The organism is Micromonospora sp. CPCC 206061 (assembly GCF_036906915.1).
GTDB lineage: Bacteria > Actinomycetota > Actinomycetes > Mycobacteriales > Micromonosporaceae > Phytohabitans.
This window is the reverse complement of the sequence record NZ_JBAKHX010000017.1, coordinates 37,647-62,103: the sequence shown is the minus strand read 5'-3', so window position 1 is coordinate 62,103 and position 24,457 is coordinate 37,647. Positions and strand designations below refer to the sequence as shown.

The window sequence follows — 24,457 nt, the reverse complement described above, 5'->3', positions numbered from 1 at the left end:
GCCGTGGGGGATCTCGCGGCGGAGTTCGAAGCGGAACGCGATCACTTGACGGCGGTGGCCTACCGGATGCTCGGCAGCCGCACCGAGGCGGAAGACGCGGTACAGGAGGCGTGGCTGCGGTACGCGGACGCGCTCGCCGACCCGGCCGCCCGCGCCGAGGTGCGCGACCTGCGTGCCTGGCTCACCACCACGGTCGCCCGGATCTGCCTCGACGTACTGCGCTCCGCGCGGGTGCGGCACGAGGTGTACCCGGGCCAGTGGCTGCCGGAGCCGCTGGTCGAGCGCGCGCCCTCCACCCAGCCCGACCCTTCTGACGTGGCGACCCGCCACGACGAGGTCAGCATGGCGCTGCTCGTGGTGCTGGAGCGGCTGACGCCCGAGCAGCGGGTCGCGTTCGTGCTGCACGACGTTTTCGCGGTGCCGTTCGACGCGATCGCGGACGCGCTCGGGATCAGCCTCGCCGCTGCCCGCCAACACGCGTCGCGCGCCCGGCGAGCGGTCGCCGAGGGCGGCCCGCGACACACAGCCGATCTGGCCGAGCAGCGGCGGGTGCTGGCCGCGTTCACCGCCGCCGTGGAGTCCGGTGAGATCGACAAGCTGCTCGCCGTGCTGGCGCCCGACGTCCTGATGGTCGGCGACGGCGGCGGGATCTTCCCCGCCGCCGGGCGCCCGCTGCACGGGCCTGTGGAGGTGGGCCGGCTCATGCTGGGCCTGGTTCGCACACTCGGACGCGACACCCGGTCGATGCGCACGGCCCCGGTGCTGGTCAATGGCGCGCTCGGCATCCAGTTTGAAGGCGTGTACAAGGACGGCCGGCCGCTGCGAGCGGTGATGTCCATCGCGATCGCCGACGGCCGCGTCACGGCCGTCTTCAACCAGCTCAGCCCGGCGAAGGTAGCGGCGGTGCCGCCACTACCGGCTGAGGCCGATCCCTGGCCGCCGCGCCTCTAGACGACGAGAGCGAGCCACTTCCGGTACGTCGTCGCGAACGGCTCGGTGCCGTCACCCAGAGCCTGGTGAAGCCATTCGGCGGCCCCGCGGCCCTCGGCGACCAGGTCCTCCGGGTACCCGAACCGCTGCCGGTGCTCCTCGAACTCGTCTTCGTCGCGCAGCTCGACGGCGCCTGTCGCACGGCGGCGCACCACGTCGAGGTCGAGGTCGACGATGTGCACCGTGTCGCCGCTCCACTCCGCTGGAGTGGCGATGTCGCAGTACACCTCGCTGGTGCGCGGCGGCGGGTTGAACATCGCGGTCCACCAGGCGTCGTGCGGCACCAGCAGAACGAACGGGATCTGCTCCACCGAGGGCCGGCCATGGTAGACGGACCGCGTGCCAGCGGTCACGCCCAGCCAGGTCCCCAGGTCGTCTTCGGCGAGCCGGCGCGCAGGGTAGTCACGGTGTGCTGTGCCGTCGTACTTGCGATAGACGACCCGGACCACGTCGCTCGGCATGCACCGCACCATAACCGAACCATTCACTGGCCCGTTCGGCCGGCTTCAGTCCATCGCGAACCGCCTTGTGGATAACCGGGAGTCCGTCGGTGTCGGCCGGTACCGTCGCAGCGTGACTGCCGCACCCACTACCGCCGCGCCCGTAGCTCCCCGACCGCGAACGGCGGGCAGGCCCACCGCCGACGAGTTGCTCAGCGCGGCAGTAGGCGCGGTTCCGGGCGGCTCCGCACGCCCCGGTCAGCAGCTCATGAGCGGCGCGATCGAGCAGGCCATCGAGACCGGCCAGCACCTTCTCGTGCAGGCGGGCACCGGCACGGGCAAGTCCCTGGCCTACCTCGCACCCTCCCTGTTGGTCGACGGGCCGGTGGTCGTGTCCACCGCGACGCTGGCCCTGCAGTCGCAGCTCGTCGACCACGACCTGCCGCGGCTGGCCGATGCCGTCGAGCCGGTGCTGCGACGCCGGCCAACGTTCGCCGTGCTCAAGGGGCGCCATCACTACCTGTGCATGGCCCGGCTCGATCACTCCAATGAGGACGAGCCAGACGACGCTCTCTTCGACGCGCCGTCGAGCGGTGGCGGCACCAAGTGGCTCGGCGAGGCGGGCCGGTTGGGCAAGCAGATCCAACGGCTGCGCGAGTGGGCGATGAAGACCGACACCGGTGACCGCGACGAGCTGGACCCGGGCGTCGACGATCAAGCCTGGCGGCTGGTCTCCATGCCAGCCCGCGAGTGCGTCGGCGCCAACCGCTGCCCCTACGGCGCGGAGTGTTTCGCCGAGGCGTCCCGAGCCCGCGCCCGCGAGGCCGACATCGTGGTCACCAACCACAGCCTGCTGGCTGTCGACATGCTCGCCGGCCGCCACATCGTCCCGCCGCACAAGCTGCTCATCGTCGATGAGGCTCACGAGCTGGCCGACCGGGTGTCCTCGGCGTCGCAGGCCGAGCTGACGCCCGACCTCATCGAACGAGCGGCCCGGCGGGCGCGCGCCTTCGTGCAGCCACAGGCATACGAGTCGTTGGTGGAGTCCGGCGACGCGCTCGCCGTCGGCCTGGCCGAGTCACCGGCTGGTCGCATCACAGCCGGGCTCCCGAATGCCCTGCGCGAGGCGTGCACGCTGCTCGACGCGGCCACCCGCGCCGGGCTCGACGGCATCGGCGACATCAAGGCCGACGACTCCGACCCTGTGCGCAAGCAGCAGGCCAAGGCCGTGCTCGACGAGCTGTCGAAGACGACGCAGCGGCTCCTGGAAGAGGCCGACCACGACGTCGCCTGGGTCGAAAAGCCGGAGGGACTGGGCGCCGGCCGGCGGGCGGTCGTGGTGGCGCCGCTGTCCGTCGCCGGCACGCTCGCCACGCACCTGTACGACGAGCGCACGGTCGTGGCCACGTCGGCGACGCTGGCGCTCGGCGGCCGGTTCGACACGGTGGCCCGGGCGTTGGGCCTGGCCTCCGCGCCCACCCCCGCTCAGGGCCGTGTCGACGACGATGACTCGGAGTGGACGTCGCTCGATGTGGGGTCGCCGTTCGACTACCCGCGCCAGGGCATCCTGTACGTGGCCGCGCACCTGCCCCGGCCCGCGGCGTCCGGGCTGCCCGAGGCCGCTGGCAACGAGTTGCTGACGCTCATCGAGGCGCTCGGCGGCCGCACCCTCGGCCTCTTCTCTTCCCGGCGAGCCGCGCAGCAGGCTGCCGAGCTGGTCCGGGCCCGCACCGACCTGACCGTCCTCCTCCAGGGCGAGGAGGCGCTGCCGCTGCTCGTGCGGCGGTTCCGCGATGACCGGTCGAGCTGCCTCTTCGGTGTGATGTCGCTGTGGCAGGGCGTCGACGTGCCCGGCGACGCGTGCCAGCTCGTGGTCATCGATCGGCTGCCGTTTCCCCGGCCCGACGAGCCCTTGGCTGCCGCCCGAGCGGCGACGGTCGACGCGGCCGGCGGGTCCGGGTTCGCCTCCGTGAGCGTGCCCATCGCGGCGATACGACTGGCGCAGGGCGTCGGCCGCCTGATCCGGTCGACGGGCGACAAGGGTGTGGTCGCGGTGCTCGACTCCCGCCTGGAGACCGCACGCAGCTACGGCTCGTTCCTGCGCAAGTCGCTGCCCCCGTTCTGGTACACGACCCGTCACGAGATAGCGGTGGGCGCCCTCAAGCGCCTGGCCGCCTCGTAGCCCACCCAGGGCTCACGGTGGGCTGGAGGCCACTACTACGGCCTCCGGGGGCGCTTCGGGGCGGCGATGGGTCAGGCGGCGGACGCCCGTGTTGAGCACCGCCACGAGCGGCACCGCCACCAGCGCGCCAACGATTCCCGCCAGCACTACCCCGCCGGCGATCGCCACGATCACGGCGAGCGGGTGGATCGCCACCGCCCGGCCCATGATGAGCGGCTGTAGCACGTGCCCTTCGAGCTGCTGCACCGCGATCACCGCGCCCAGCAGGATCAACGCGGTGACCCAGCCGCTGTCGACGAGAGCGATCAGCACCGCCACGGCCCCGGACAGGGTCGCGCCGACGATCGGGATGAAGGCGCCGAGGAAGACCAGCGCGGCGAGCGGGAGCGGGAACGGTACGCCCAGGATCCACACGGCCACGCCGATGCCGACCGCGTCGATGAACGCCACCAGCACGGTCGCCCGTACGTACGCCACTAGGCTCAGCCAGGCCGCCCGGCCCGCGTCGTCGACCTGCCAGCGCGCCCGCACCGGAAGCAGCCGGACGATGAAGCGCCAGATCCGGCTGCCGTCACGCAGGAAGAAGAATGTGGCGAAGAGCACCAGGAACATCCCGGTGAGCACCTCGAAGACGGTGGTGGCCGTGGCCACGCCCGCGTCGGTGAGGGAGGCGGTGTTTTCCTTGAGCCAGTTTTCCCCGGTGTCGATGTACGTGTCGAGCTGGCTGTCGGACAGGTGCAGCGGCCCGGTCTGGAGCCAGTCCTGGATCTGCCGCACGCCCTTGGTGGCGCTGTCAGTGAGCTGGGGCAGACCGTCGATGAACTCGGTGATGACCAGCGTCAGCGTGGCGACGACCGCGGCCAGGCCGCCGATGACGACGAGCGCGGTAGCCAGTGACTTCGGAAACCTGGCCCGCAGCAGCGACTGCACGGCCGGCGCGAGCAGGGCGGTGAGCAGCAGCGCGATCACCAGCGGGACGACCACGATGTGCAACCTACTGATCACTCGGAGGAGCGCCCATCCGAGTACACCGATCACGATCAGCCGCCACGACCAGGCGGCGGCGATGCGAAGCCCGTGCGGGACGTCGGCGTCGTCGCGACTCGCCGTCGTCGGGTGCAGTTCGGTGGACGGGGCAACGTCCGGCGGCGGCTCGTCGCGGTATCCGCCGTTGCCGTTGCCGGCCTCGGCGCGGCGCGCGCGCACCGACTCCTTACCAGCCTCGTACGCCCGGCGCAGATTTGCCCGCACCCGCTCTACCCGGCTCAAGGGCTCCTCCTCGCTGGAGAAATCAGCTTCCTAACGTTAGCCCGGGGTAACCGGCCGATCCCGCCCATCAGACCCTGAGTCTTCCCCCACATCATCAGGGGCTACACCCGCAGCGGCCAGGTACTTGACACGGTAGCGTTCGGTCGTGACCGCCGATTCCGACATCGAGCACGGCCTGCCGATCCGGCTCCTGCACGACCGCGTACTCGTCCGACTGGAGGGCAACGAGGGAGAGCGCCGATCGAGCGTCGGCATTGTCATCCCCGCCACCGCCTCGATGGGGCGCCGCCTCTCCTGGGCGACGGCCGTGGGCGTGGGCCCGCACGTCCGGTCCATCGTGGCCGGTGACCGGGTGCTCTTCGACCCCGACGAGCGGTCCGAGGTCGAGTTGCACGGCCGGGAGTACGTGCTGCTGCGCGAGCGCGACGTGCACGCCGTGGCCGCCCAGCGCGTCGAGCCCGACTCGACCGGCCTTTACCTATAAGTCGGGTAAGGCGGTGGAGGCGGGGGCGGGGGCGCCATCACAACCGGGATCGGCACGACCGGCTCGTCGGGCGCGTCGACCATGCGGGTGACCCCGTCGGGAAACGTCAGGTGATACCGAGCGCCGTCCCAGACCGCACGTGGCGCCTGCGGGTCGCGGCCCACGAAGACGCTGCGGTACCCGGCGATCTCGTCGAGCAGCCGGCGCTCCTCGGCCGCTGCCCGGGCGGCGCCCTGTGGGGTGCGGTCGAGGCCGCGCCGCATCTCGTCGCGCAGCAGTGCCAGCCGGGTCGCGGCGAACTGGTACCCGCGCATCGCCCGGAGGCCCGCGTCACCCGCCACCCGGCGGGCCCACCGCCGCGCGGAGTGCCGCCGCCCGAGGCTGCCGAGCGCGGCGACCTCCGGCGGTGACAGCCACCCTGCCTTCACGTAGTCGGGCAGCGTGCGCTCGGTCAGCCGGCCCTCCCAGCCGCGCAGCCACACCGCGAAGCCCACCATCGCGAGGAAGATCGGCACCATCACACCGATGTAGCCGTACAGCAGGATCAGGTTCTCCCCCGTCACCTGCACCAGCGTCGGCACCAGGTTCCACGTGCCGTGCAGGATCATCGCGAGCAGCAGCCCGGCGACCGGGGCGAGCAGGCGCACGCGGCGGTCGCCGGAGCGGGCGGCTATGCCGAGCCCCACGCCGGTCATCGAGGTGAAGAGCGGGTGGGCGAACCCGAAGACCAGGATGCGGCCGATGAACAGCGCGAACACCATCTGTGCCCCGGTCGCCGGCCCGTACTCGTCAGCGCCGGCCGCATAGCCGTGCCCGCCCAGGTACAGGATGTTCTCCACCATCGCGAACCCGACGGCGGAGAGCCCGCAGTAGACGATGCCGTCCGTGATGCCGGACCACTCGCGGCGCCGAACGAGCAGCAACAGCAGCGGCCCGAGTGCCTTGGTGATCTCCTCGATGAAGGGCGCGACGAGCACCGCGACCAGCGCGTCCGGTATGCCCTCGCGCTTGAAGAGCCACGACATCGTCGAGTTCACCGTCAGTGACGCCAGGGTCGCTACGAACGCACCCCAGGTGAAGCAGAAGGCGAGATAGCGGACGGGCTCCGGCTCGTACCGGTCGAGCCACATGAAGCAGGCGATCAACGCGGGCACCGGCAGGATGGCCGCCACCAGGCCGACGATCAGGCCGGTGACCCCGATGTTGTATCCGAGGAACACCAGCATGCCGATCGCGCAGATCGCGATGAAGGCGATGACCGCCCCGATCTGGAGCCCGCGCTTCAGCCCGCGCCGCGCAGGCGTGGTCGGCAGCGGCGGCGGAAGGGGCGGAGCTGCGACGGCCATGCGGCCAGCCTAGCGAGCGCGCGCCGTCCGCAGACCGCACCAAGCGTCGGGAGCGAAGCGACCAGAGCGACTGCGGTCTACAGGACGGCCCCCAAGCGCGCGAGCGACCCGAGCGCAGCGAGGGCATCAGACACAGCGAGCGCGCGCCGTCCGCAGACCGCACCAAGCGTCGGGAGCGCAGCGACCAGAGCGACTGCGGTCTACAGGACGGCCCCCAAGCGCGCGAGCGACCCGAGCGACCCGAGCGCAGCGAGGGCATCAGACACAGCGAGCGCGCGCCGTCCGCAGACCGCACCAAGCGTCGGGAGCGCAGCGACCAGAGCGACTGCGGTCTACAGGACGGCCTCCGGGAGCCGGCCGGTCGCCCGAGCCGCAGGCTATGCTGGCCCTCAGGTCACGAGCGCCAGCGTCAAGCCCCGGCTTGCTGGCCGGCAACCCTCGTCGAGTTCGCGGTGGGGTGCCCCGGGTGATGACCGGGTCCGGCTGGACGGTCCGCCGGACAAGCGTGGACTCGGAGGCATCATGACCGCCGTTCTTGGCGTACCCGACCAGATCAACCTCGACTACGCCGCCACCGCGCCGTGCGCCCAAGCCGCCGCGGACGCCGTCGCCGAGCTCCTGCCCTGGTACGGCAGCGTGCACCGGGGCGCGGGCGCGCTGTCGCGCAGGTGCACGCTGGCCTATGAACGGGCGCGGGAGGCTGTCGGCGACTTCGTCGGTGCCCGGCCCGACGATCACGTGATCTTCACCCGCAACACCACGGACGCGCTCAACCTGCTGGCTCGCGCGCTGCCCGCGGGTACTCCGGTGGTGACGTTCGGCGCAGAGCACCACGCCAACCTGCTGCCCTGGCCGGTGGGTTCGGTGCGGCTGCCGGTACCCGACTGTCCCGGCGCGGCGATCCGCTCCGTCGATGCCGCCCTGCGCGAGCTGGACCGGCCCGCGCTCGTCGCGGTCACCGGCGCCAGCAACGTCACCGGCGAGCGCTGGCCGATCGCCAACCTGGCCACCATCGCACGGCGGCACGGCGCCCGGATCGCGGTCGACGCTGCGCAGTTGGCTCCGCACGCGCCGATCGACATCGCCGCGCTGGGCGTCGACTACGTGGCGCTGTCAGGGCACAAGCTGTACGCGCCGTTCGGCGCGGGCGTGCTCGCGGGGCGCGGCGACTGGCTGGACGCCGCGCCGCCGTACCTGGCCGGCGGCGGCGCCACGACGCATGTCGGCGCCGCGACTCACGACGTGCGGTGGGCGGCGGGTCCGGCCCGGCACGAAGCGGGTACCCCCAACCTGCTGGGCGCCGTCGCGTTGGCTGCCGTGTGCACCGCACTCGACTTCGAGGCGCTGCACGAGCGGGAGCAGGTTCTTCTGCACCGGCTGCGGTCTGGGCTGGCGGATATCCCGGGCGTGGCCGAGCTGCGCATGTTCGCGCCGGACGCCGACCGGGTGGGCATCGTGTCCTTTGTGGTCGCCGGGCGGGACTCCGCCGAGGTGGCCGCCGAACTGGCCCGTGACCACAACATCGGCGTTCGGGATGGGCTGTTCTGCGCGCATCCACTGGCCCGCCGGCTGATAGCAGAGGCCGCCGCGCGCGCCGGGCGCCGCGATCTCCCACCGACCGCGCTGCGCGCCAGCATCGGACTGGGCACCTCACCGTCCGATGTAGACGCACTGCTCGGCGCCCTGGACCGGCGGCGAGGGCTACGACTTGTCGCCTGAACGATCGGGCACGTGGCGGCCGACGGCCCGGCGGACCAGGCGGCGTGCCTCGTCGGCGCCGACGCCGGACGCGCGTACGAGGTCGATCGCCGTCGACCGCACCTGCGCCACGATCACGCTGCCGGAGAAGCCCACCCCGGCGGCGTACGCGAGACCGGCCTCGCTCGCCGCCCGCAACGCCCGCTCCCGGCACGCCACCGGTTCGGCCGCCTCGGCCAGTTCCTTCTCCAGCCAGGTCACCGACTCGCCGAGCGACCGGACGGCGTCCACCAGATGCTTGGGCGCGTCCTCACCGTCGCCGATCAGCGCGATCGCCCGCCGGACCAGTACCCGGCCGTTGCGCAGCGCCCGCGCAGCGTGTTCCGCCCCATCGACGTACTGGTTCAGGGCGCCCCTGGTCCGCCACCTCGCTGGCGCGAGCGCCGCCGTCTCGCTGGCCGCGTCGATGGCCTCCTGGAGGCGCCGCACGTCCCCCTCTGAGGTGCGCAACCGGGCCAGCACGGCCTCCGCCCGCTCGCCGTCGCGTGCCGCCAGCGCATCGGCGATTTCGATCAACCCATGAGCGAGTACGCCCAGCGCCGGTCGCGCCGCCCGACCGACGACCGTGAGCGGGTTGAGCGGCAGGAGCAGCGCCATCACACCCAGGCCGACGAGGCCACCGACCATGGCGTCCACGAACCGCCCGTACGAGATGCCGTTCGACGGCGGGGTGAGCGTCGCCACGAGAACCGCCGAAGAGGCGGCCTGGGTGATCAGCGCCGACCCGCTGCCGACGAAGATCGCGGTGACGATGGCCAGCGCCACCACCAGTCCGATCTGTGCCGGTCCGGTACCGATCAGGTAGATCAGCACGTCGCCGACCGCGATGCCGATCGCCACACCGAAGACGAGCTCGAACGCGCGCCGCAGCCGCTGCCCGACGGACACAGCGAGCGTGATGACCGCGGCGATCGGCGCGAAGAACGGCGCCCGGTGACCCACGACGTCGTGCGCCACGAACCACGCCAACCCGGCCGCGACACCGGTCTGCACCGCCAGCAGCAGGTTGACCCGTACCCGGCGCAGGCGGTCGCGCAGTCGGGCGCGGGTGCGCCTGACCAGTGTGTCCGTGCCTGCGGTCATGCGCCCTCTCCCGCAGCCGCCACCAAGCGCAGGGAGCACAGCGACCGGAGCGACTGGCGGCTACAGGGAGACCCAAAGGGCGCATGACCTGCGCGAGCGCAGCGAGCGCCGGTTAGCTCGGCCATGCCGGCACCCTACCCGGCATGATCGGGTAATGACCCTGATCGACCGGTGGCGGACCGCGCTGCGGGACGCCGGTTGCCCCTCGATTTCGGTGGACGGCGCCGGCGAGGCCCTGCTCGACCGATGGCGCGAGCCCCACCGCCGGTACCACGCGGTGGCTCACCTCACGGCCATGCTGTCCATTGTGGAGTCGGATCGTGGCTCGGCTCCGGTGCGGCTGGCAGTCTGGTATCACGACGCGGTGTACGACCCGCGGGCGCCAGGCGACGCCAACGAGCGGGCCAGCGCCGCACTCGCCGAGCGCGAGCTGACCGCCCTCGGGCTGCCGGCACCCGTGGTGGCGGAGGTGAGCCGGCTGGTCCTGCTGACCGCCACGCACGCCGCCGAGCCGGGCGACGCCAACGGTGCCCTGCTCTGCGACGCCGACCTGGCGATCCTGGCTTCACCACCGGCGGACTACGACGCCTACGCCGCCGCGGTCCGCGAGGAGTACGCCCACGTCCCCGACGACGCCTTCCGCGCGGGCCGGGCGGCCATCCTGGAGGCGCTCCTGTCACTTCCCGCGCTCTACCGGCTGCACACGGATTGGGAGGAGCTCGCCCGCGCCAACCTGGCACGCGAGTTAGCGGTGCTTCGGCCTTCGTAGTCCGGCGCCGTGCAGCAGACGGACGATCTCCCGACTGGGTACCACTTGGGCGCCAAGCCACACCGCCGCCGCGAATCGCTCCGACGGTATGTCGTAGTGGTCCCGGTCGAAGCCACGCCGAGGCGCGCCCAGCATCTCCGCGAACGCGTGCAACTCGGCGTACGACACGTCACTGATCAGGTGTGACCACAGCCGTCCTCGGGCCGGCCAGGCGGGTGGGTCGACGTACACCATGGTCGTCACCGTAACGCGAAGGCTAGCCTGCGAGACATGGCCGACCTCATCGACGATCTCCGCGCGGCGCTGCCGGACGGTGCCGTCCTGACCGACCCCGACCTGCTGCGCGGGCACCAGCGCGACGAGGCCGACCTGTGCGAGTACGGCACGCCGGCCGTGGTCGTCCGGCCGCGGACCACCGAGGAGGTGGTCGCGGTGATCCAGATCGCGGCTGCCCTTGGCGTACCGGTCGTTCCGCAGGGCGCTCGCACCGGGCTGGCCGGCGCCGCCAACGCGGTCGACGGCGCGATCGTCCTATCCACCACCGCCATGGACCGGATCATCGAGGTCGACCCCGTCAACCGGATCGCGGTCGTCCAGCCCGGCGTGATCAACGCGGCGCTGGCGGCCGAGGTGGGCCGGCACGGGCTGCGGTACCCGCCCGACCCGGGCTCGTGGGAGTCGTCGACGATCGGCGGCAACGTGGCCACCAACGCGGGCGGCATGTGCTGCGTCAAGTACGGCGTCACCGGCGAGTACGTGCTGGGGCTGGAGGTCGTGCTGGCTTCCGGCGAGGTGCTGCGCACCGGCCGGCGCACCGCCAAGGGCGTGGCGGGGTACGACCTGACCCGACTGTTCGTGGGCTCCGAGGGCACGCTGGGCGTGATCACCGAGATCACTCTGAGCCTGCGGCCGGCTGCCGAAGACTCGCTGACCCTGGTCGCGGTGTTTCCATCCACGGCCGCCGCGGGTGCCGCTGTCGCCGCGATCTCCGCCCGAGGGCTCACGCCCAGCCTGCTCGAACTGCTCGACCAGACCCATCTGATCGCGCTGGAGGCGTACCGGCCGATGGGGCTGCGGACGGACGCCAAGGCGCTCCTGCTCGCAGCCTCCGACACGGGCCTGCGAGCCGCAGCCGACCTCGAACGGATCGCGGAGCTGTGCGGGGAGGCCGGGGCCGACGAGGTGTACGCCGCCACCGACGCCGACGAGGCAGCCGCCCTCCTCCAGGCCCGCCGAAACGCGCACGGTGCGATGGAGAAGTACGCGGCGGAGGCGTTTCCGGGCGGCAACGGCGGTCTGATCATCGACGACGTCGCGGTGCCGCGCTCCGCGCTGGCGGCGCTGCTCGACGGCACCGAGAAGATCGCCGCCGAGCACGGGGTGGCCATCGGCGTCGTCGGTCACGCCGGCGACGGCAACATGCACCCCAACATCGTCGTCAACCGCGCCGACCCGGCCAGCGTGACCCAGTGCCGCCGCGCCTTCGACGACATCATGGCCCTCGGCCTGTCCCTCGGCGGCACCTGCACCGGCGAACACGGCGTCGGCCTGCTGAAACGCGACTGGCTAGCCCGAGAGTTGGGTCCGGTGGGCGTGGGCGTCCACAAGTCCATCAAGGCGGCACTCGACCCGGCCGGCCTCCTGAACCCCGGCAAGATCCTGACCTAGAGCGGCGTCGCGTCCGCCAGGAGCGTGACGATCTTCGTCGCCGTCGGCGGGGTGGTGCCGCCGCAGTCGCTCCAGATCACCCGGGTCGAGCCGGTCACCAACGTGTACGAGAAGGCGTCCGCGCAGCTCCGGTCCAGGCCGCCGCCGGACTCCCGGCGCAGCGCTGGGTCCGCGAGCAGCTTCCGCAGCTCCGCACGCTGTGCCGACGTGAGCTGGCCGGTCGCGGGGCCGGCGCCACCCCCGTCGCCCTGGTACTTCCACGCGCCGGCGGAATCCACGACAACGGCCTGCGTGACGCCCGCGAACCCTCCGCTGCGCTCAACCGCCACCCCGGCGGCGCCGCCAGGCTGCGCGGACGGCGAACTACTTGGTGTCGCGGACGCGGTTGGAGCCGGGGTGGTCGGCGAGGCTGGCGTCGCCGCAGGCGGCCACGCCGAAGGGGAGGACCAGGTCGGTGACGGCGTCGCGGCATCCGAGCCACCACACCCCGCGAGCGCGACCAGACCCGCAGCCGCTACCAGGACAACCCACCGCACGCCCATCCGACGCACCGTACGCCGCCGTCGTTCCCGTTCCCCGCTGCCGTCCGGCCGCTCGCGCTCGCCGATCAAGGGCAACCTCATCGATCAAGGGCAAATGCACGCGGAAATGAGATCAAATCACGTGCATTTGCCCTTGATCGGCGGGAGGGGGCCCCGCGCGGAGCGCAAGGGCCCGCGCGGAGCGCAAGGGCCCGCGCGGAGCGCAAGGGCCCGCGCGGAGCGCAAGCGCGCGCGGAGCGGAGCGGGGCCCGCCCGGAGCGCAGGGCGCGCGCGGAGCCGCGAGCGGTGCGCTACGTCGGGAGGGCGCCGCGGTCGGCCGCGAAGCCGCGCACGTCCGGTGCGCCCAGGCGGGCCGCGTCCGCGGTCGCGTCGTCGGGCATCGTCTGGGACTGCCGCTCCGCCGCCACCCGGGCCAGGTAGTGCTCGACCTCCCGAGCCCGCACAGCCGCGTCCCACCCGAGCACCCGCCCCATGATCTCGGCGGCGTGCTCGGCCGACTCGGCACCCCGGTGCGCGGTCTCGAACGAGATCCGGGTGCGCCGGGTCAGCACGTCGTCGACGTGGAGAGCGCCTTCGGCCTGCGCCGCGTACGCCACCTCGGCGGCCAGGTACTCCGGTGCCCCGGCCAGCGGGCTGGCCAGCAGTGGCTCGGCCTGGATCATCGTGAGCAGGTCGAAGGAGAGCGTGCCGTACCGCTCCAGCAGGTGTTCGAGGACGCCGGCCTGTATCCCGTGGCGCCGTGCCAGGTCGAGCCGGTCGCGCCACGTCGCCTCGAACCCGTCGGCGCCGAGCAGCGGCAGCTGGTCGGTGCGAGACGGCCGGTTCACGCCGAGCCGCCGGGCCGCCCGGTCGACGACGTCGGCGGCCATCACGCGGTACGTCGTGTACTTGCCGCCGGCCACCAGCATCAAGCCCAGCATCGGCTCGACGACGGCGTGCTCCCGGGACAGCTTGGACGTCGAGTCGGCCTCGCCGGACAGCAATGGGCGCAGCCCGGCGTACACGCCCTCGATGTCAGCGGTCGTCAGTGGCCGGTCGAGCACGGTGTTGACGTTGTCGAGCAGGTACTCGATGTCGCTCGCCGACGCGGCCGGGTGCGCCCGGTCGAGCCGCCAGTCGGTGTCGGTCGTGCCGATGATCCAGTGACCGCCCCACGGCAGTACGAAGAGGACCGACCGGGCAGTGCGCAGGATCAACCCCGCGTCACCGGTGATCGCCGAACGGGGCACGACCAGGTGTACACCCTTTGACGCGCGCACCCGCAGCCCGGGCCGCACGCCTACGTCGCCGAGCATGGTCGACATGTCGTCGCTCCACACGCCGGTGGCCGCGATGACGGTGCGCGCGCGTACTTCGAACTCGGTGCCGGACTCCATGTCGCGTACCCGCACACCCGTGACCTCACGCGCCTGCCGGACCATGCCGACGGCGCGCGTGCTGGTCACGACCGCCGCGCCCAGGCTGGCCGCGGTGCGCGCCAGGGTGACCACCAGGCGGGCGTCGTCGACCTGCCCGTCGTAGTACCGGATCGCACCGGTGACGACGTCTGGCCGCAGGCTCGGGAAGAGCCGCCGCGCGCCGTCGCGGGTGAGGTGCTTGTGCAGCGGCATCCCGCGCCCGCCGCCGAACACTCCCGCGAAGGCGTCGTAGGCCGCCACTCCCGCCCCGTAGTACGCGCGCCGCCACGCCCGTGCGGGCAGCTCGCGCACCGAGTGGTCGCCGGGCAGCGGCACGAGGATCGGCACCGGCCGCACGAGGTGCGGCGCCAGCCGGGTGGCGAGCAGGCCACGCTCGGTGAGCGCCTCGTGCACGAGCCCGAACTCGAGCTGCTCCAGGTACCTCAGCCCACCGTGGATCAGCTTGCTCGATCGGCTGGACGTGCCCGCGGCGAGGTCGCGCGCTTCGACGAGGGCCACCTTGAGCCCGCGCGCCGCCGCGTCGACCGCCGCACCGGCACCGGTCACACCACCGCCGATGACGAGCACGTCGAAGCGCTCAGACTGGAGCCGGCGCAGGTCAGCGGCCCGGCGAGCCGGGGAGAGCTGGCCAGCGACGTTTCGAGATACGGCTGGATCACGCACCCCACCACGGTATCCGTAGTCTGTCGGGCATGAGGAGCAGTCCCGGCTCGGTGGTCGCGGCTGTGCTGGTGGGGCTGTGGGCGGTGGGCGTGACGGTGGTCACGCAGACGGTCGGCTGGCTGATCGACCAGGTGCTGCTGGTCTCGGGATTTGCCACCCCCGGCTGGATGTGGCCGTTCATCGGTGTCGTCAACGCGGTGCTGGTCGGCGTCCCAGCCGCTCTTCTCGCCGCGATCCCGCAGGGGACGGCCGTGCGCTCGGCGGGCCGCGCCTGGCTGGCGGGTGCGGCGGCGCTCGGCGGCCTCGGGCTGCTCCGCGCGGTACCCATGCCACAGAACGAGATCTACCTCGCCGCGCTCGCGCTGCTGGCGCTGGTCGGCGCGGTCGCGATGCGCAGGCCGCGGCCGGAGATCTCCCTGCCGGCCGTGGCCGGCGGGCTGGCGATGCTGCTGCCGTGGTTCTGGACCGGCGCTCTCGGCGGCGCGCTGGAGACGACCGTCGCGGTGGCCGCGGCGGTCGCGGTGGGCTGGTTCGCCGCCAGCGTGCTCGACGGCGCCTACCAGGGCGTCTTCCTCAGCGGCCTGGTCGCGGGCGTCGCGCTGCTGCTGATCGCCGCCGGCGTCGGCCAGAGCGGCGCGCAGCTCGCCGCGATGCTCGTGCTGCCGCCGCTCGGCTTCGCGGCCGCCGCGCTCCGGCAGGCATGGGCGCTCGTCGCGCTCGCGGCCGTCGGCCCGCTCGCCTTCGTCGACCCGGAAGAGATCAGTCTGCTGCTCAGCACGAGCCGGGACCAGCCGGTCTGGAGCGCCATCGCCGCCGCCTGCTCGCTCGCCGTCGCGGTCCTACTAGCCATCCTGTACGCCTCGACGCGCCGCCTGCGGCCCCGGCGATGGGTCGCGGCGGCGGCGACCGTCGTGGTGGCCCTGGCCGGGGGCGCGGTATACATCGGGCTCGGCCAGCCTGGCCTGTACGGTGAGCGACTCTTCGTAATCATGAAGTCGCAGGCCGACCTGAGCGGCGTCGCCGGCACCCGCGACGCCCGGGTCGCCGAGGTGCACCGCCGCCTCGTCGCGCACGCCGAGCAGACGCAGGACGACCTGCGCGCCGATCTCGACCGCTGGCGCCTCGACTACACGCCGTACTACCTGGTCAACGCCGTCGAGGTCAGCGGTGGCCAGGCGGTGCGCGGCTGGCTGTCCCGCCGTGACGACGTCGACCGGGTGCTGCTCAGCCAGCGGCTGCGCCCGCTGCCCGCCGAGCAGGGCGTGCACCGCGGCGACGACGCGGCACCGACCACCCCACCGTGGAACATCACGATGCTCGGCGCCGACCGTGTCTGGTCCCAGCTCGGCGTGACCGGCTCGGGTGTCGTGGTGGGCACGTCCGACTCGGGTGTGGACGGTCAGCACCCGGCGCTGTCGAGCGGGTACCGGGGCGGCGCCGACTCCTGGTACGACCCGTGGAACAGCACCGGCACGCCCACCGACCGGGGCGGCCACGGCACCCACACGCTCGGCTCCGCCGTCGGCCGTACGGTCGGCGTTGCCCCCGGCGCGCAGTGGGTGGCCTGCGCCAACCTCGACCGCAACCTCGGCAACCCCGCCCGGTACCTGGACTGCATGCAGTTCATGCTGGCGCCGTTCCCGCTGGGCGGTGACGCGTTCGCCGACGGGCGGCCGGAACGGGCCCCGCACGTGCTGACCAACTCGTGGGGCTGCCCGCCGATCGAGGGCTGCGACACCGGAGCGCTGAGCGCCGCGACCGCCGCCTTCGAGGCGGCTGGGGTCTTCTTCGTGGCCGCCGCGGGAAACACCGGCCCGAGCTGTGACTCGATCGACGATCCGCCCGCCCCGTACGCCGACGTGCTCACAGTCGGCGCGGTCGACGAGGACCGCGCGGTGACCAGCTTCTCCAGCCGCGGTCCCGCCAGGACGGGCGCGTCCAAACCCGACGTGGTGGCCCCGGGCAACGACGTGCTCTCGGCGATGCCCGGCGGCGGGTACGCCCGGCAGAGCGGCACCTCGATGGCGACCCCGCACGTGGCCGGCGTCGTGGCGCTGATTTGGTCGGCGAACCCGGCGCTGGTCGGTGACCTCACGCGCACGCGCCAGATCCTGCGCGACACCGCCACCGACGCCACCCTCGGCGACGCCACCGACGACTGCGGCAATCCCGCCAACCTGACCGGTGCGGGCCTGGTCGACGCGTACGCCGCCGTGCGCGCCGCTCAGGCCGCCCGCTAGGGTCCACCACCGTGGACTTCTCGATCACGCCCTTGACCGACGAAGACGTGCCTCGCGTCATCGAGCTGTGCCGCACGGCCCTCGACCTGCGGGAAGACGCCGTCGAGGCGCGGCAGATCGTCACGCGCCTGCGCGAGCAGGCCGGCACGGGCTTCGTGGCGACCGTCGACGGCTCAGTTGCCGGCGTGGTGCTCGGATCAATCGCACATCGGGACAAATCCGTCGGTCACATCGACCTGGTGGCGGTACGGCCGGACGCCCGGCGCCGGGGCCTCGGGCGAGCGCTGATCGGGCGGGCCGAGGCGTCACTGGCCGGGCTGGGCGCGGCCGAGGTGCTGCTGGCCGGTAACCCGCCGTACTACGCCTGGCCGGGCATCGACGTCCGGTACACGCCGGCGGTGTGCGCGGCGATGGCGCTGGGGTACGAGCAGGACCGCACGGCGTGGAACATGACCGCCGACCTGTCGTACGACGAGTCCCCCGCGCTGCGCCCGACCGGGCCGGCCGAGCAGCGGCTGGCCGGCGAGGGCGTCACGGTACGCCGCGCGACGCCCGACGACGCGAACGCGCTGGTGGAGTTCGCGCGGAGCACATTTGGGGCGTCCTGGGCGGGCGAGGTCGCGCACTCGATCGACCGCGAGGGCGCCGGCCTCCACCTGGCTGTCCGGGGCGAGGGCGAGATTCTCGGGTTCGCCGCGTTCGGATCGTCCCGCCCGAGCTGGTTCGGGCCGATGGGCACCGCACCCACCGCACAGGGACTAGGCATCGGAGGCGTACTGCTGCGCCGTTGCCTGCGCGAACAGCACGATCTCGGCATCACCCGCAGCCAGATCGGCTGGGTGGGCCCCGTGCCGTTCTACGCCCGCAACGCCGGCGCATGGATCGAGCGAGTGTTCTTCCTGTACCGCAAACAACTCTAGCCCCGCCCTCTCCGCCCCTCTGCCCGTCGATCAAGGGCAAATGCACGTGGTTCGATCTCTTTTCCACGTGCGCTTGGCCCTGATCGATAGAGATCTCCTTGATCGACGCGGCGTGCACGAGGTGCGCCGCGCGGATCACCGGCGCCGGGCGGGCGAGGACCCGCACCGCGCACGGTCGCCGCGGCGCGCCCTCCATGTGCCGTCCATCACCGGCGCCCGCAGGCAGTTTCCCGGAACTGCGCCCTGACGGAGGATTGAAGGCCGCAAGCCAGAAACCTGCGCCCTACGGGCTGGTGAAGGCCGGAATCCGGAACTGCGCCCTCACGGAGTGATGACGGCCGCAATACCGCCAGGCCTGCGCGCTCCGCCGACGGGGCCCGGCACAGCCAGGGCGGCCAGGCGGTGCGACGCGGCCGTACGCCGCAGCCCGACGCGCGATGCCGGCGCGCGATGCCGGCAGCCCGCGCCCGGGCCGCGATCAAGGAGATCGGCATCGATCAAGGGCAAATGCACGTGGAAAAGAGATCAAAGCACGTGCGTTCGGCCTTGATCGACGAGGAGGGGCGGGACGCACGTGCGTCGGCCTTGATGGACGAGGAGGGGCGGGACGCGGACGCGGGGTGGTGAATGGGACGAGGGGAGCGGAAGGGATGTCCGGGTGGATAGTCGCGTTTCACCGCAGGCTCCGCCAGGTGGCTCATACGGTGTCGTATGGAAGGAGGAGATCATGGCCAAGGACAAGCGACCAAAGGACGATCTCCGTACGACAGCGAAGTCGCGCATGGCGCACATGCCCGCCGAAACAGCTGGTGGCACGCCCGACGAGCAGGCCACGGCGAATCGGCGCGACATGGACGCCAGACGCCCGATGGAGCGGATGGACCCGATGACCGACGAGCCGGTGGCGGCGCCCGACGTGCCGGCGCGGGAGCGGCAGACGATGACCAGGGCTGACAAGCAGCGCAACCAGCCCAGACGCTAGAAACGCGCACGAATAAGGGGCGAGCCGAACGGCTCGCCCCTTATTCGTCAGTGAAGGGATGGACTAGAAGTCCATGTCCCCGCCGCCCGGGGCGGCCGGGGCCTTCTCCTTCTCCGGCTTGTCCGCGACCACAGCCTCGGTGGTCAGGAACAGGGCCGCGATCGAGGCCGCGTTCTGCAGCGCCGAGCGGGTCACCTTGGCCGGGTCGATGATGCCGGCCGCCAGCAGGTCGACGTAGTCGCCGGTGGCGGCGTTGAGGCCGTGGTTGACCTCCAGGTTGCGCACCTTCTCCACCACGACGCCGCCCTCGAGGCCGGCGTTGACGGCGATCTGGCGCAGCGGGGCGTCAAGCGCGATCTTCACGATCTGCGCGCCGGTCGCCTCGTCGCCAACCAGGTCGAGCTTGTCGAAGGCGGACTTGCCGGCCTGTACGAGCGCGACACCACCACCGGGGACGATGCCCTCCTCGACGGCGGCCTTCGCGTTGCGCACCGCGTCTTCGATGCGGTGCTTGCGCTCCTTGAGCTCGACCTCGGTGGCCGCGCCGACCTTGATCACCGCGACACCGCCGGCGAGCTTGGCCAGCCGCTCCTGGAGCTTCTCCCGGTCGTAGTCCGAGTCGCTCTTCTCGATCTCGGCCCGGATCTGGTTGACCCGACCCTGGATCTGCTCCTGGTCACCGGCGCCGTCCACGATCGTGGTCTCGTCCTTGGTGACCACGACCTTGCGGGCCCGGCCCAGCAGGTCGAGCGTGGCGGCGTCGAGCTTGAGGCCGACCTCTTCGCTGACGACCTGGCCACCGGTCAGGATCGCGATGTCGGTCAGCATCGCCTTGCGGCGGTCACCGAAGCCGGGAGCCTTGACGGCAACCGACTTGAAGGTGCCGCGCACCTTGTTGACCACCAGGGTCGCCAGGGCCTCGCCCTCGACGTCCTCGGCGATGATCGCCAGCGGCTTACCCGACTGCATGACCTTCTCGAGGATCGGCAGCAGGTCCTTCACCGAGGCAATCTTGCTGTTCACGATCAGGATGTAGGGGTCGTCGAGGACCGCCTCCATCCGCTCCGCGTCGGTCCAGAAGTACGGCGAGATGTACCCCTTGTCGAAGCGCATACCCTCGGTGAGCTCAAGCTCCAGGCCGAAGGTGTTGCTCTCCTCGACGGTGATGACGCCTTCCTTGCCGACCTTGTCCATCGCCTCGGCGATGATCTCACCAACGGTCGCGTCACCAGCGGAGATCGACGCCGTCGAGGCGATCTGCTCCTTGGTCTCGACGTCCTTGGCGATCTTCGCCAGCTCCTCCGCGACGTTGGCGACGGCCGCCTCGATGCCCCGCTTCAGGGCCATCGGGTTGGCGCCGGCCGCCACGTTGCGCAGACCTTCGCGGACCAGCGCCTGGGCCAGGACGGTCGCCGTCGTCGTGCCGTCACCGGCCACGTCGTCGGTCTTCTTCGCGACCTCCTTGACCAGCTCGGCGCCGATCTTCTCCCACGGGTCTTCGAGCTCGATCTCCTTGGCGATGCTCACACCATCGTTGGTGATGGTCGGCGCGCCCCACTTCTTCTCGAGCACGACGTTGCGGCCCTTCGGGCCCAGCGTCACCTTTACAGCGTCGGCGAGGGTGTTCATGCCCCGCTCGAGGCCGCGGCGCGCTTCCTCGTCGAACGCGATCATCTTGGCCATACGGCGTTGTCCTCCAGGCTGGACATCCAGTGCGCCCCAAGCCTGTTGGCTCGAAGCGCGCACCTTCGAAAGGTCACCGCCTGGCGGCGGTGACGCTTCGTAGGCCGGGCCGGATAGCCCGCGACGACCGGCCCCGTGTCGCGTCTCCGCGACCGTGGGCCCCACCGTCCCGACCTTTGGCACTCACACACCGCGAGTGCCAATCACCTGTTTAGCACTCTGCCCTGGCGAGTGCAAGCGAAGTCGGTGAACGGGAAGCCAAGCTCCGGTGAGCGCGGGCGGCTTCCGAGCGCGCGAACAACCCGAGCGCAACGAGGGCACCAGACTCAGAAAGCCGCGAGGCGGGGCCGAATGTCGGTGCCCCGCCTCAACGCGTTTTCGACCGGTGGACTTAGGCGATAAGGCGAACTTTCTCCGCCTGCGGACCCTTCTGGCCCTGCGCGATCTCGAACTCCACGCGCTGACCGTCGTCCAGTGCCTTGTAGCCGTCCATCTCGATCGCCGAGAAGTGGACGAAGACGTCCTGCCCGCCGTCGACCGCGATGAAGCCGTAGCCCTTTTCGCTGTTGAACCACTTGACGGTGCCCTGTGCCACGGTGCACTTCCCTCACTTCGATGGTGCTGGGTCTTCGACAACCCCCGGTTGAGGCGTTCCCTAACCGGGGCCGCCGATCCGTGGTCCGGGGTGGTCCGTCGAACACAGCGGCCGAAATCGCACGCTACACGAGGACACCCTCCTGCGCACTACCCCAAACCGGACACCGTGGTCGTGACCCGGCATCCTGCCTGCGCCCACCAGGGCACCTGTCTCGTTGAGCAATCCGTGTCCACACCATCGATCGCGCGCATCGGCCGGCACCGCGCCGGACGGCACCGCGCTCACGGGCTGCGCCCCACTCACCGGGCGTTCGCGTGCCTCGGCATCGCGGTCGCGGGCGCGGCGGCGCTGGTCACGGCCGTCGATATCGGCGACCACCAGCCACAGCGGGCCAGCAGCAGACCACATCGGACGGAGATCACGAAACCGCCGGCACCGCGCACGGTCGCTCTCCATTCCGGACCGGTGTACATCGACAGTGCCGGCTTTCTCTCCTGGGCGTTGCTCGACAGGCGTACCGGGCAGATCAGCGGCTCGTCCAACCTGGCCGCGCCCAGCGACACCATGTCGATGGTCAAGTCTTGGATCGCGGCGGACTATCTGCGCCGCGCCACCGAGCGGGGCCTCAGGCCAGAGCAGACCCGGATGCGCCAGCTCACCATCATGATCCGCGACAGCGACAACGTGTCCGCGCAGACCATCTTCCAGGAGTTGGGGCGGCGCGCCTCGATCGTCCGGCTCATCAAGATCTGTGGGCTGACCGACAGCCGCCCCTACGGCGACTGGTGGAGCAACACGACGGTGTCCGCCCGCGACGTGGTCCGGATCGGAGTCTGCCTGGCCGACGGGCGGGCCGCCGGTCCACGGTGGACACCCTGGCTGCTGGAGCAGATGCGCCACGTGCGCGGCGTGGGCGACTTCGGCGTACGCAACGCCCTCCCGGCGCGCATCGCCACCACCGTCGCCATCAAGAACGGTTGGCTCCTGCGCGACGAGGACCGCCTGTGGCACATCGCGTGCCTCGCCATCGGTGACGGCTGGGTGCTCGGCGTTCTGGCCCGCTATCCGGGACGGCTCGGATTCGAATACGGCACCGATCTGTGCCGGCAGGTCGGCGAGCAACTTGTGTCTCCCGTCTAGCGGGGTCCCCGCGGAAACGTGAGCGCGGCGAGCGTTTCGTGGGGTGCTCTAGGGTGACGGGGTGACTACTCCAGCACCGGTGCGCCGGATCCGGGCGGAAGACGCCGCGCGCATGCGCGCCCTCCGGCTGGAGATGCTCGCCGACGCGCCGCTGGCGTTCCTGGAGACGATCGCCGACGCCGCGGCCCGCCCACACGGCGAGTTCACCGCGCGGGTGGCCCGCAACGCGAGCGGCGACGACTGCGCGCAGTTCGTGGCCGACGCCGGTGGGCGGCTGGTCGCACACGCCGGCGGCATCGCGTCGCCCGACGACCCCAAGGTCACCGTGGTCTTCGCGGTGTACGTGACGCCGGCCTACCGGGGCACCGGCGTGCTCGCCGATCTGGTCGACGGCGTGGCCGAGTGGTCGCGCGCGGCCGGCCGGCCCGAGCTGCTGCTCGAAGTGGTGGTCGGCAACGACCGCGCGCTGCGGGCGTACGAACGGCTGGGTTTCGTCGACACCGGAGTCCGGCTGCCGCACCCGACGATCGCGGTGCTGACCGAGCTCCAGATGAGCCGCGCGGCCTGAAATCAGGCGTGCCGGCGCGACTGGACGATCCGGAAGCGGCTGGCCACGTACGCGCCGTCGGTGAGCGCCGCGTTCGCCGCCGGGTTCGCCCCGCTGGCGTGGAAGTCCGAGAACGCCGCCGACTGGTTCACGAAGACCCCACCGGTGAGGTTGCACGACAGGTGGACGCCGACCTCCAGCGCCGCGGCCTCGGTCGCGTCGAGCACCTTCTCGTCGGTGGAGTACACCCCGGCGGTGAGCGCACCGTGCTCGCCCACCGTGGCCCGGAAGATCTCCAGGCTGTGCGCCGTCGAATCGGTGCCGATGACGAACGAGATCGGCCCGAACCACTCCCGCTCGTACGTCTCCGCGTCACCGGCGGAGAGCCGCACGACGGTTGGGGTGCGCACGACGGCGCCCTCGAATGCCGGGTGCTCGACCGGGTGGGACTCCAGCACCGGCTCGCCGACCGAGCGCACCTCTTCGAGCCGGGCCAGCACCCCGTCGTTGACGATCGCGCCCGTCAGCTCGACCGCGCGACCCGGGTCGCCGGTCAGCTTGCCCACCACGCCCGCGATGCCGGCGGCCACGTCGTCGAGGCTCTTGTGCCCCTGGTCCGTGGTGATGCCGGCGGCGGGCACGAGGATGTTCTGCGGCGTGGTGCACATCTGTCCGCTGTAGAGGGTCAGCGAGAAGCCGATGTTGCGGCACATGCCGGCGAAGTCGTCGGTGGAGTCGACGACGATCGTGTTGACGCCGGCCTTCTCCGTGTAGACGGCGGCTTGGCGTGCGTTCTGCTCCAGCCAGTCGCCGTACGCGGTCGAGCCGGTGAAGTCGATGATCCTGACCTCGGGCCGCAGGGCCAGCTTGGACGCCAGCGCCTCGCCCGGCTCCTCGACGGCGAGCAGCACGAGGTTGGGGTCGAAGCCGGCCTCGGCGAGCACCTCGCGGGCGTACTTGACGGTGACGGCGAGCGGCAGCACCGCGCGCGGGTGTGGCTTTACCACCACCGGATTCCCCGTGACGAGCGAGGCGAACAGGCCCGGATACGAGTTCCAGGTGGGGAACGTGTTACAGCCCACGACAAGCGCCACGCCCCGCGGCACCACGTGGAAGGTCTTGGTCATCCGGAGCGGCTCGCCCTTGGCCGGCTTTTCCCACTCGGCCGTCGCGGGGTGCCGGGTCATCTCGGCGTACCCGTAGGCGATCGCTTCGAGGGCCCGATCGAGCGCGTGCGCCCCACCCGCCTGGAACGCCATCACGAACGCCTGCCCGCTGGTGAACTGCACCGCGTTGGCGAGCTCGAAGATGTGTGCGTGCAGCCGGGCGAGGATCTCCATGCATACACCGGCGCGCACCTGTGGCCCAGCGTCGCGCCACGCCGGCAGGGCGGCGGTCGCGGCGGTCAGCAGCGCGTCAGGGCCGGCGTGCGGGTAGGTCACGCCCAGCTCCACGCCGAATGGGCTGGCCTCGGTGGCCACCCACCCGTCGGTGCCGGGCTGGTCGAGCGGGAAACGCTGGTGCAGGTAGCCGCGGAAGGCGGCCTCACCGTCGGCGGCGGCGGTCTCGCCGTACACGCGGGGACTGGGCGACTCGGGGTAGGCCGACCAGTAGCCGCGCTCAGCTATCGCCGTCAGCGCCCGCGAGAGGGTGTCGGCGTGCTTGTCGTACAGATGATGCGGGGTCTCCGTCATGCCCGTCATCATGCCGCAGAAACGGTGGGATGCTCAGAGCT

The 24,457-nt window shown here is 71.8% G+C and carries 22 protein-coding genes and 1 riboswitch; of the genes, 11 read left to right on the top strand and 11 right to left on the bottom strand.

What is annotated here, in order from left to right; translation table 11 throughout:
• The first annotated feature begins 3 nt into the window (after nt 1–3).
• Nucleotides 4–951 (top strand): RNA polymerase sigma factor SigJ, encoded by a 948-nt coding sequence (gene sigJ / locus V6V89_RS14915; protein WP_334619697.1) that lies wholly within the window; start codon nt 4–6, stop codon nt 949–951.
• Here sigJ and V6V89_RS14910 read toward each other — a convergent pair.
• Complete coding sequence (locus V6V89_RS14910) at nt 948–1,451, bottom strand: DUF402 domain-containing protein (RefSeq protein ID WP_334619696.1); 504 nt, start codon at nt 1,449–1,451, stop codon at nt 948–950. The two genes, sigJ and V6V89_RS14910, sit on opposite strands and share 4 nt — an antisense overlap.
• Before the next feature lie 112 nt (nt 1,452–1,563).
• Between V6V89_RS14910 and V6V89_RS14905 the strand changes: the two genes are divergently transcribed.
• The gene (locus V6V89_RS14905) at nt 1,564–3,612 is read left to right on the top strand and encodes an ATP-dependent DNA helicase (protein WP_442935140.1); all 2,049 of its coding nucleotides are present in this window, start codon (nt 1,564–1,566) and stop codon (nt 3,610–3,612) included.
• A gap of 12 nt (nt 3,613–3,624) precedes the next feature.
• Here the strand turns inward: V6V89_RS14905 and V6V89_RS14900 are convergent, their stop codons facing one another.
• Nucleotides 3,625–4,881: an AI-2E family transporter gene (locus V6V89_RS14900; RefSeq protein WP_334619695.1), complete on the bottom strand. Its 1,257-nt coding sequence runs from the start codon at nt 4,879–4,881 to the stop codon at nt 3,625–3,627.
• A gap of 145 nt (nt 4,882–5,026) precedes the next feature.
• Here V6V89_RS14900 and V6V89_RS14895 point away from each other — a divergent pair, with 145 nt between their 5' ends.
• Entirely contained in the window at nt 5,027–5,365 is a 339-nt protein-coding gene (locus V6V89_RS14895; RefSeq protein WP_334619694.1) for a GroES family chaperonin, read from the top strand.
• Here the strand turns inward: V6V89_RS14895 and V6V89_RS14890 are convergent.
• Nucleotides 5,356–6,711, bottom strand: a complete 1,356-nt coding sequence (locus V6V89_RS14890) for a PrsW family intramembrane metalloprotease (protein WP_442935139.1) — start codon at nt 6,709–6,711, stop codon at nt 5,356–5,358. The genes V6V89_RS14895 and V6V89_RS14890 overlap by 10 nt on opposite strands.
• A 392-nt stretch (nt 6,712–7,103) precedes the next feature.
• A riboswitch (SAM riboswitch) is annotated at nt 7,104–7,223 on the top strand.
• Nucleotides 7,224–7,233: 10 nt separating this feature from the next.
• Between V6V89_RS14890 and V6V89_RS14885 the strand changes: the two genes are divergently transcribed.
• Nucleotides 7,234–8,430, top strand: a complete 1,197-nt coding sequence (locus tag V6V89_RS14885; RefSeq protein ID WP_334619693.1) for an aminotransferase class V-fold PLP-dependent enzyme — start codon at nt 7,234–7,236, stop codon at nt 8,428–8,430.
• Here the strand turns inward: V6V89_RS14885 and V6V89_RS14880 are convergent.
• Complete coding sequence (locus V6V89_RS14880; RefSeq protein ID WP_334619692.1) at nt 8,413–9,552, bottom strand: FUSC family protein; 1,140 nt, start codon at nt 9,550–9,552, stop codon at nt 8,413–8,415. The two genes, V6V89_RS14885 and V6V89_RS14880, sit on opposite strands and share 18 nt — an antisense overlap.
• A 154-nt stretch (nt 9,553–9,706) precedes the next feature.
• Between V6V89_RS14880 and V6V89_RS14875 the strand changes: the two genes are divergently transcribed.
• A complete protein-coding gene (locus V6V89_RS14875) occupies nt 9,707–10,321 on the top strand; it encodes an HD domain-containing protein (RefSeq protein ID WP_334619691.1) in 615 nt (204 codons plus the stop codon).
• On the opposite strand, the gene V6V89_RS14870 is transcribed toward V6V89_RS14875, so the two are convergent.
• On the bottom strand, nt 10,298–10,555 hold the full coding sequence (locus tag V6V89_RS14870) for a DUF4031 domain-containing protein (protein ID WP_334619690.1): 258 nt from the start codon (nt 10,553–10,555) through the stop codon (nt 10,298–10,300). The genes V6V89_RS14875 and V6V89_RS14870 overlap by 24 nt on opposite strands.
• Nucleotides 10,556–10,591: 36 nt before the next feature.
• Between V6V89_RS14870 and V6V89_RS14865 the strand changes: the two genes are divergently transcribed.
• On the top strand, nt 10,592–11,989 hold the full coding sequence (locus tag V6V89_RS14865) for an FAD-binding oxidoreductase (protein WP_334619689.1): 1,398 nt from the start codon (nt 10,592–10,594) through the stop codon (nt 11,987–11,989).
• Here V6V89_RS14865 and V6V89_RS14860 read toward each other — a convergent pair.
• From V6V89_RS14860 to V6V89_RS14850, 3 genes are all read right to left on the bottom strand, one after another.
• Nucleotides 11,986–12,318: a hypothetical protein gene (locus V6V89_RS14860; RefSeq protein ID WP_334619688.1), complete on the bottom strand. Its 333-nt coding sequence runs from the start codon at nt 12,316–12,318 to the stop codon at nt 11,986–11,988. The two genes, V6V89_RS14865 and V6V89_RS14860, sit on opposite strands and share 4 nt — an antisense overlap.
• 34 nt (nt 12,319–12,352) lie before the next feature.
• Nucleotides 12,353–12,475, bottom strand: a complete 123-nt coding sequence (locus tag V6V89_RS14855; RefSeq protein ID WP_334619687.1) for a hypothetical protein — start codon at nt 12,473–12,475, stop codon at nt 12,353–12,355.
• Nucleotides 12,476–12,821: 346 nt separating this feature from the next.
• Complete coding sequence (locus V6V89_RS14850; protein ID WP_334619686.1) at nt 12,822–14,612, bottom strand: glycerol-3-phosphate dehydrogenase/oxidase; 1,791 nt, start codon at nt 14,610–14,612, stop codon at nt 12,822–12,824.
• Between the two features lie 29 nt (nt 14,613–14,641).
• Here V6V89_RS14850 and V6V89_RS14845 point away from each other — a divergent pair, with 29 nt between their 5' ends.
• From V6V89_RS14845 to V6V89_RS14835, 3 genes are all read left to right on the top strand, one after another.
• Nucleotides 14,642–16,852 carry a S8 family serine peptidase gene (locus V6V89_RS14845; protein ID WP_334619685.1) on the top strand — a complete coding sequence of 737 codons (2,211 nt, stop codon included), beginning with the start codon at nt 14,642–14,644 and terminating at the stop codon, nt 16,850–16,852.
• A gap of 11 nt (nt 16,853–16,863) precedes the next feature.
• On the top strand, nt 16,864–17,772 hold the full coding sequence (locus V6V89_RS14840) for a GNAT family N-acetyltransferase (RefSeq protein ID WP_334619684.1): 909 nt from the start codon (nt 16,864–16,866) through the stop codon (nt 17,770–17,772).
• Nucleotides 17,773–18,499: 727 nt separating this feature from the next.
• Nucleotides 18,500–18,754 carry a hypothetical protein gene (locus V6V89_RS14835; protein ID WP_334619683.1) on the top strand — a complete coding sequence of 85 codons (255 nt, stop codon included), beginning with the start codon at nt 18,500–18,502 and terminating at the stop codon, nt 18,752–18,754.
• A 63-nt stretch (nt 18,755–18,817) separates the two neighbouring features.
• Here the strand turns inward: V6V89_RS14835 and groL are convergent, their stop codons facing one another.
• A complete protein-coding gene (groL, locus tag V6V89_RS14830) occupies nt 18,818–20,437 on the bottom strand; it encodes a chaperonin GroEL (RefSeq protein WP_334619682.1) in 1,620 nt (539 codons plus the stop codon).
• Between the two features lie 391 nt (nt 20,438–20,828).
• On the bottom strand, nt 20,829–21,032 hold the full coding sequence (locus V6V89_RS14825) for a cold-shock protein (protein ID WP_173040429.1): 204 nt from the start codon (nt 21,030–21,032) through the stop codon (nt 20,829–20,831).
• Nucleotides 21,033–21,260: 228 nt separating this feature from the next.
• Here V6V89_RS14825 and V6V89_RS14820 point away from each other — a divergent pair, with 228 nt between their 5' ends.
• On the top strand, nt 21,261–22,175 hold the full coding sequence (locus V6V89_RS14820) for a serine hydrolase (RefSeq protein WP_334619681.1): 915 nt from the start codon (nt 21,261–21,263) through the stop codon (nt 22,173–22,175).
• Between the two features lie 112 nt (nt 22,176–22,287).
• A complete protein-coding gene (locus V6V89_RS14815) occupies nt 22,288–22,743 on the top strand; it encodes a GNAT family N-acetyltransferase (protein WP_334619737.1) in 456 nt (151 codons plus the stop codon).
• A 2-nt stretch (nt 22,744–22,745) separates the two neighbouring features.
• On the opposite strand, the gene paaN is transcribed toward V6V89_RS14815, so the two are convergent.
• The gene (gene paaN / locus V6V89_RS14810) at nt 22,746–24,416 is read right to left on the bottom strand and encodes a phenylacetic acid degradation protein PaaN (RefSeq protein WP_334619680.1); all 1,671 of its coding nucleotides are present in this window, start codon (nt 24,414–24,416) and stop codon (nt 22,746–22,748) included.
• Between the last annotated feature and the right edge of the window lie 41 nt (nt 24,417–24,457).

What these genes read in the sequence shown, in the direction of transcription:
- V6V89_RS14910 (WP_334619696.1), bottom strand. Translation starts at nt 1,451, where the DNA reads ATGCCGAGCGACGTGGTCCGGGTCGTCTATCGCAAGTACGACGGCACA.
- V6V89_RS14890 (WP_442935139.1), bottom strand. Translation starts at nt 6,711, where the DNA reads ATGGCCGTCGCAGCTCCGCCCCTTCCGCCGCCGCTGCCGACCACGCCT.
- V6V89_RS14885 (WP_334619693.1), top strand. Translation starts at nt 7,234, where the DNA reads ATGACCGCCGTTCTTGGCGTACCCGACCAGATCAACCTCGACTACGCC.
- V6V89_RS14880 (WP_334619692.1), bottom strand. Translation starts at nt 9,552, where the DNA reads ATGACCGCAGGCACGGACACACTGGTCAGGCGCACCCGCGCCCGACTG.
- V6V89_RS14875 (WP_334619691.1), top strand. Translation starts at nt 9,707, where the DNA reads ATGACCCTGATCGACCGGTGGCGGACCGCGCTGCGGGACGCCGGTTGC.
- V6V89_RS14870 (WP_334619690.1), bottom strand. Translation starts at nt 10,555, where the DNA reads ATGGTGTACGTCGACCCACCCGCCTGGCCGGCCCGAGGACGGCTGTGG.
- V6V89_RS14865 (WP_334619689.1), top strand. Translation starts at nt 10,592, where the DNA reads ATGGCCGACCTCATCGACGATCTCCGCGCGGCGCTGCCGGACGGTGCC.
- V6V89_RS14845 (WP_334619685.1), top strand. Translation starts at nt 14,642, where the DNA reads ATGAGGAGCAGTCCCGGCTCGGTGGTCGCGGCTGTGCTGGTGGGGCTG.
- V6V89_RS14835 (WP_334619683.1), top strand. Translation starts at nt 18,500, where the DNA reads ATGGCCAAGGACAAGCGACCAAAGGACGATCTCCGTACGACAGCGAAG.
- groL (WP_334619682.1), bottom strand. Translation starts at nt 20,437, where the DNA reads ATGGCCAAGATGATCGCGTTCGACGAGGAAGCGCGCCGCGGCCTCGAG.
- V6V89_RS14815 (WP_334619737.1), top strand. Translation starts at nt 22,288, where the DNA reads ATGCGCGCCCTCCGGCTGGAGATGCTCGCCGACGCGCCGCTGGCGTTC.
- paaN (WP_334619680.1), bottom strand. Translation starts at nt 24,416, where the DNA reads ATGACGGAGACCCCGCATCATCTGTACGACAAGCACGCCGACACCCTC.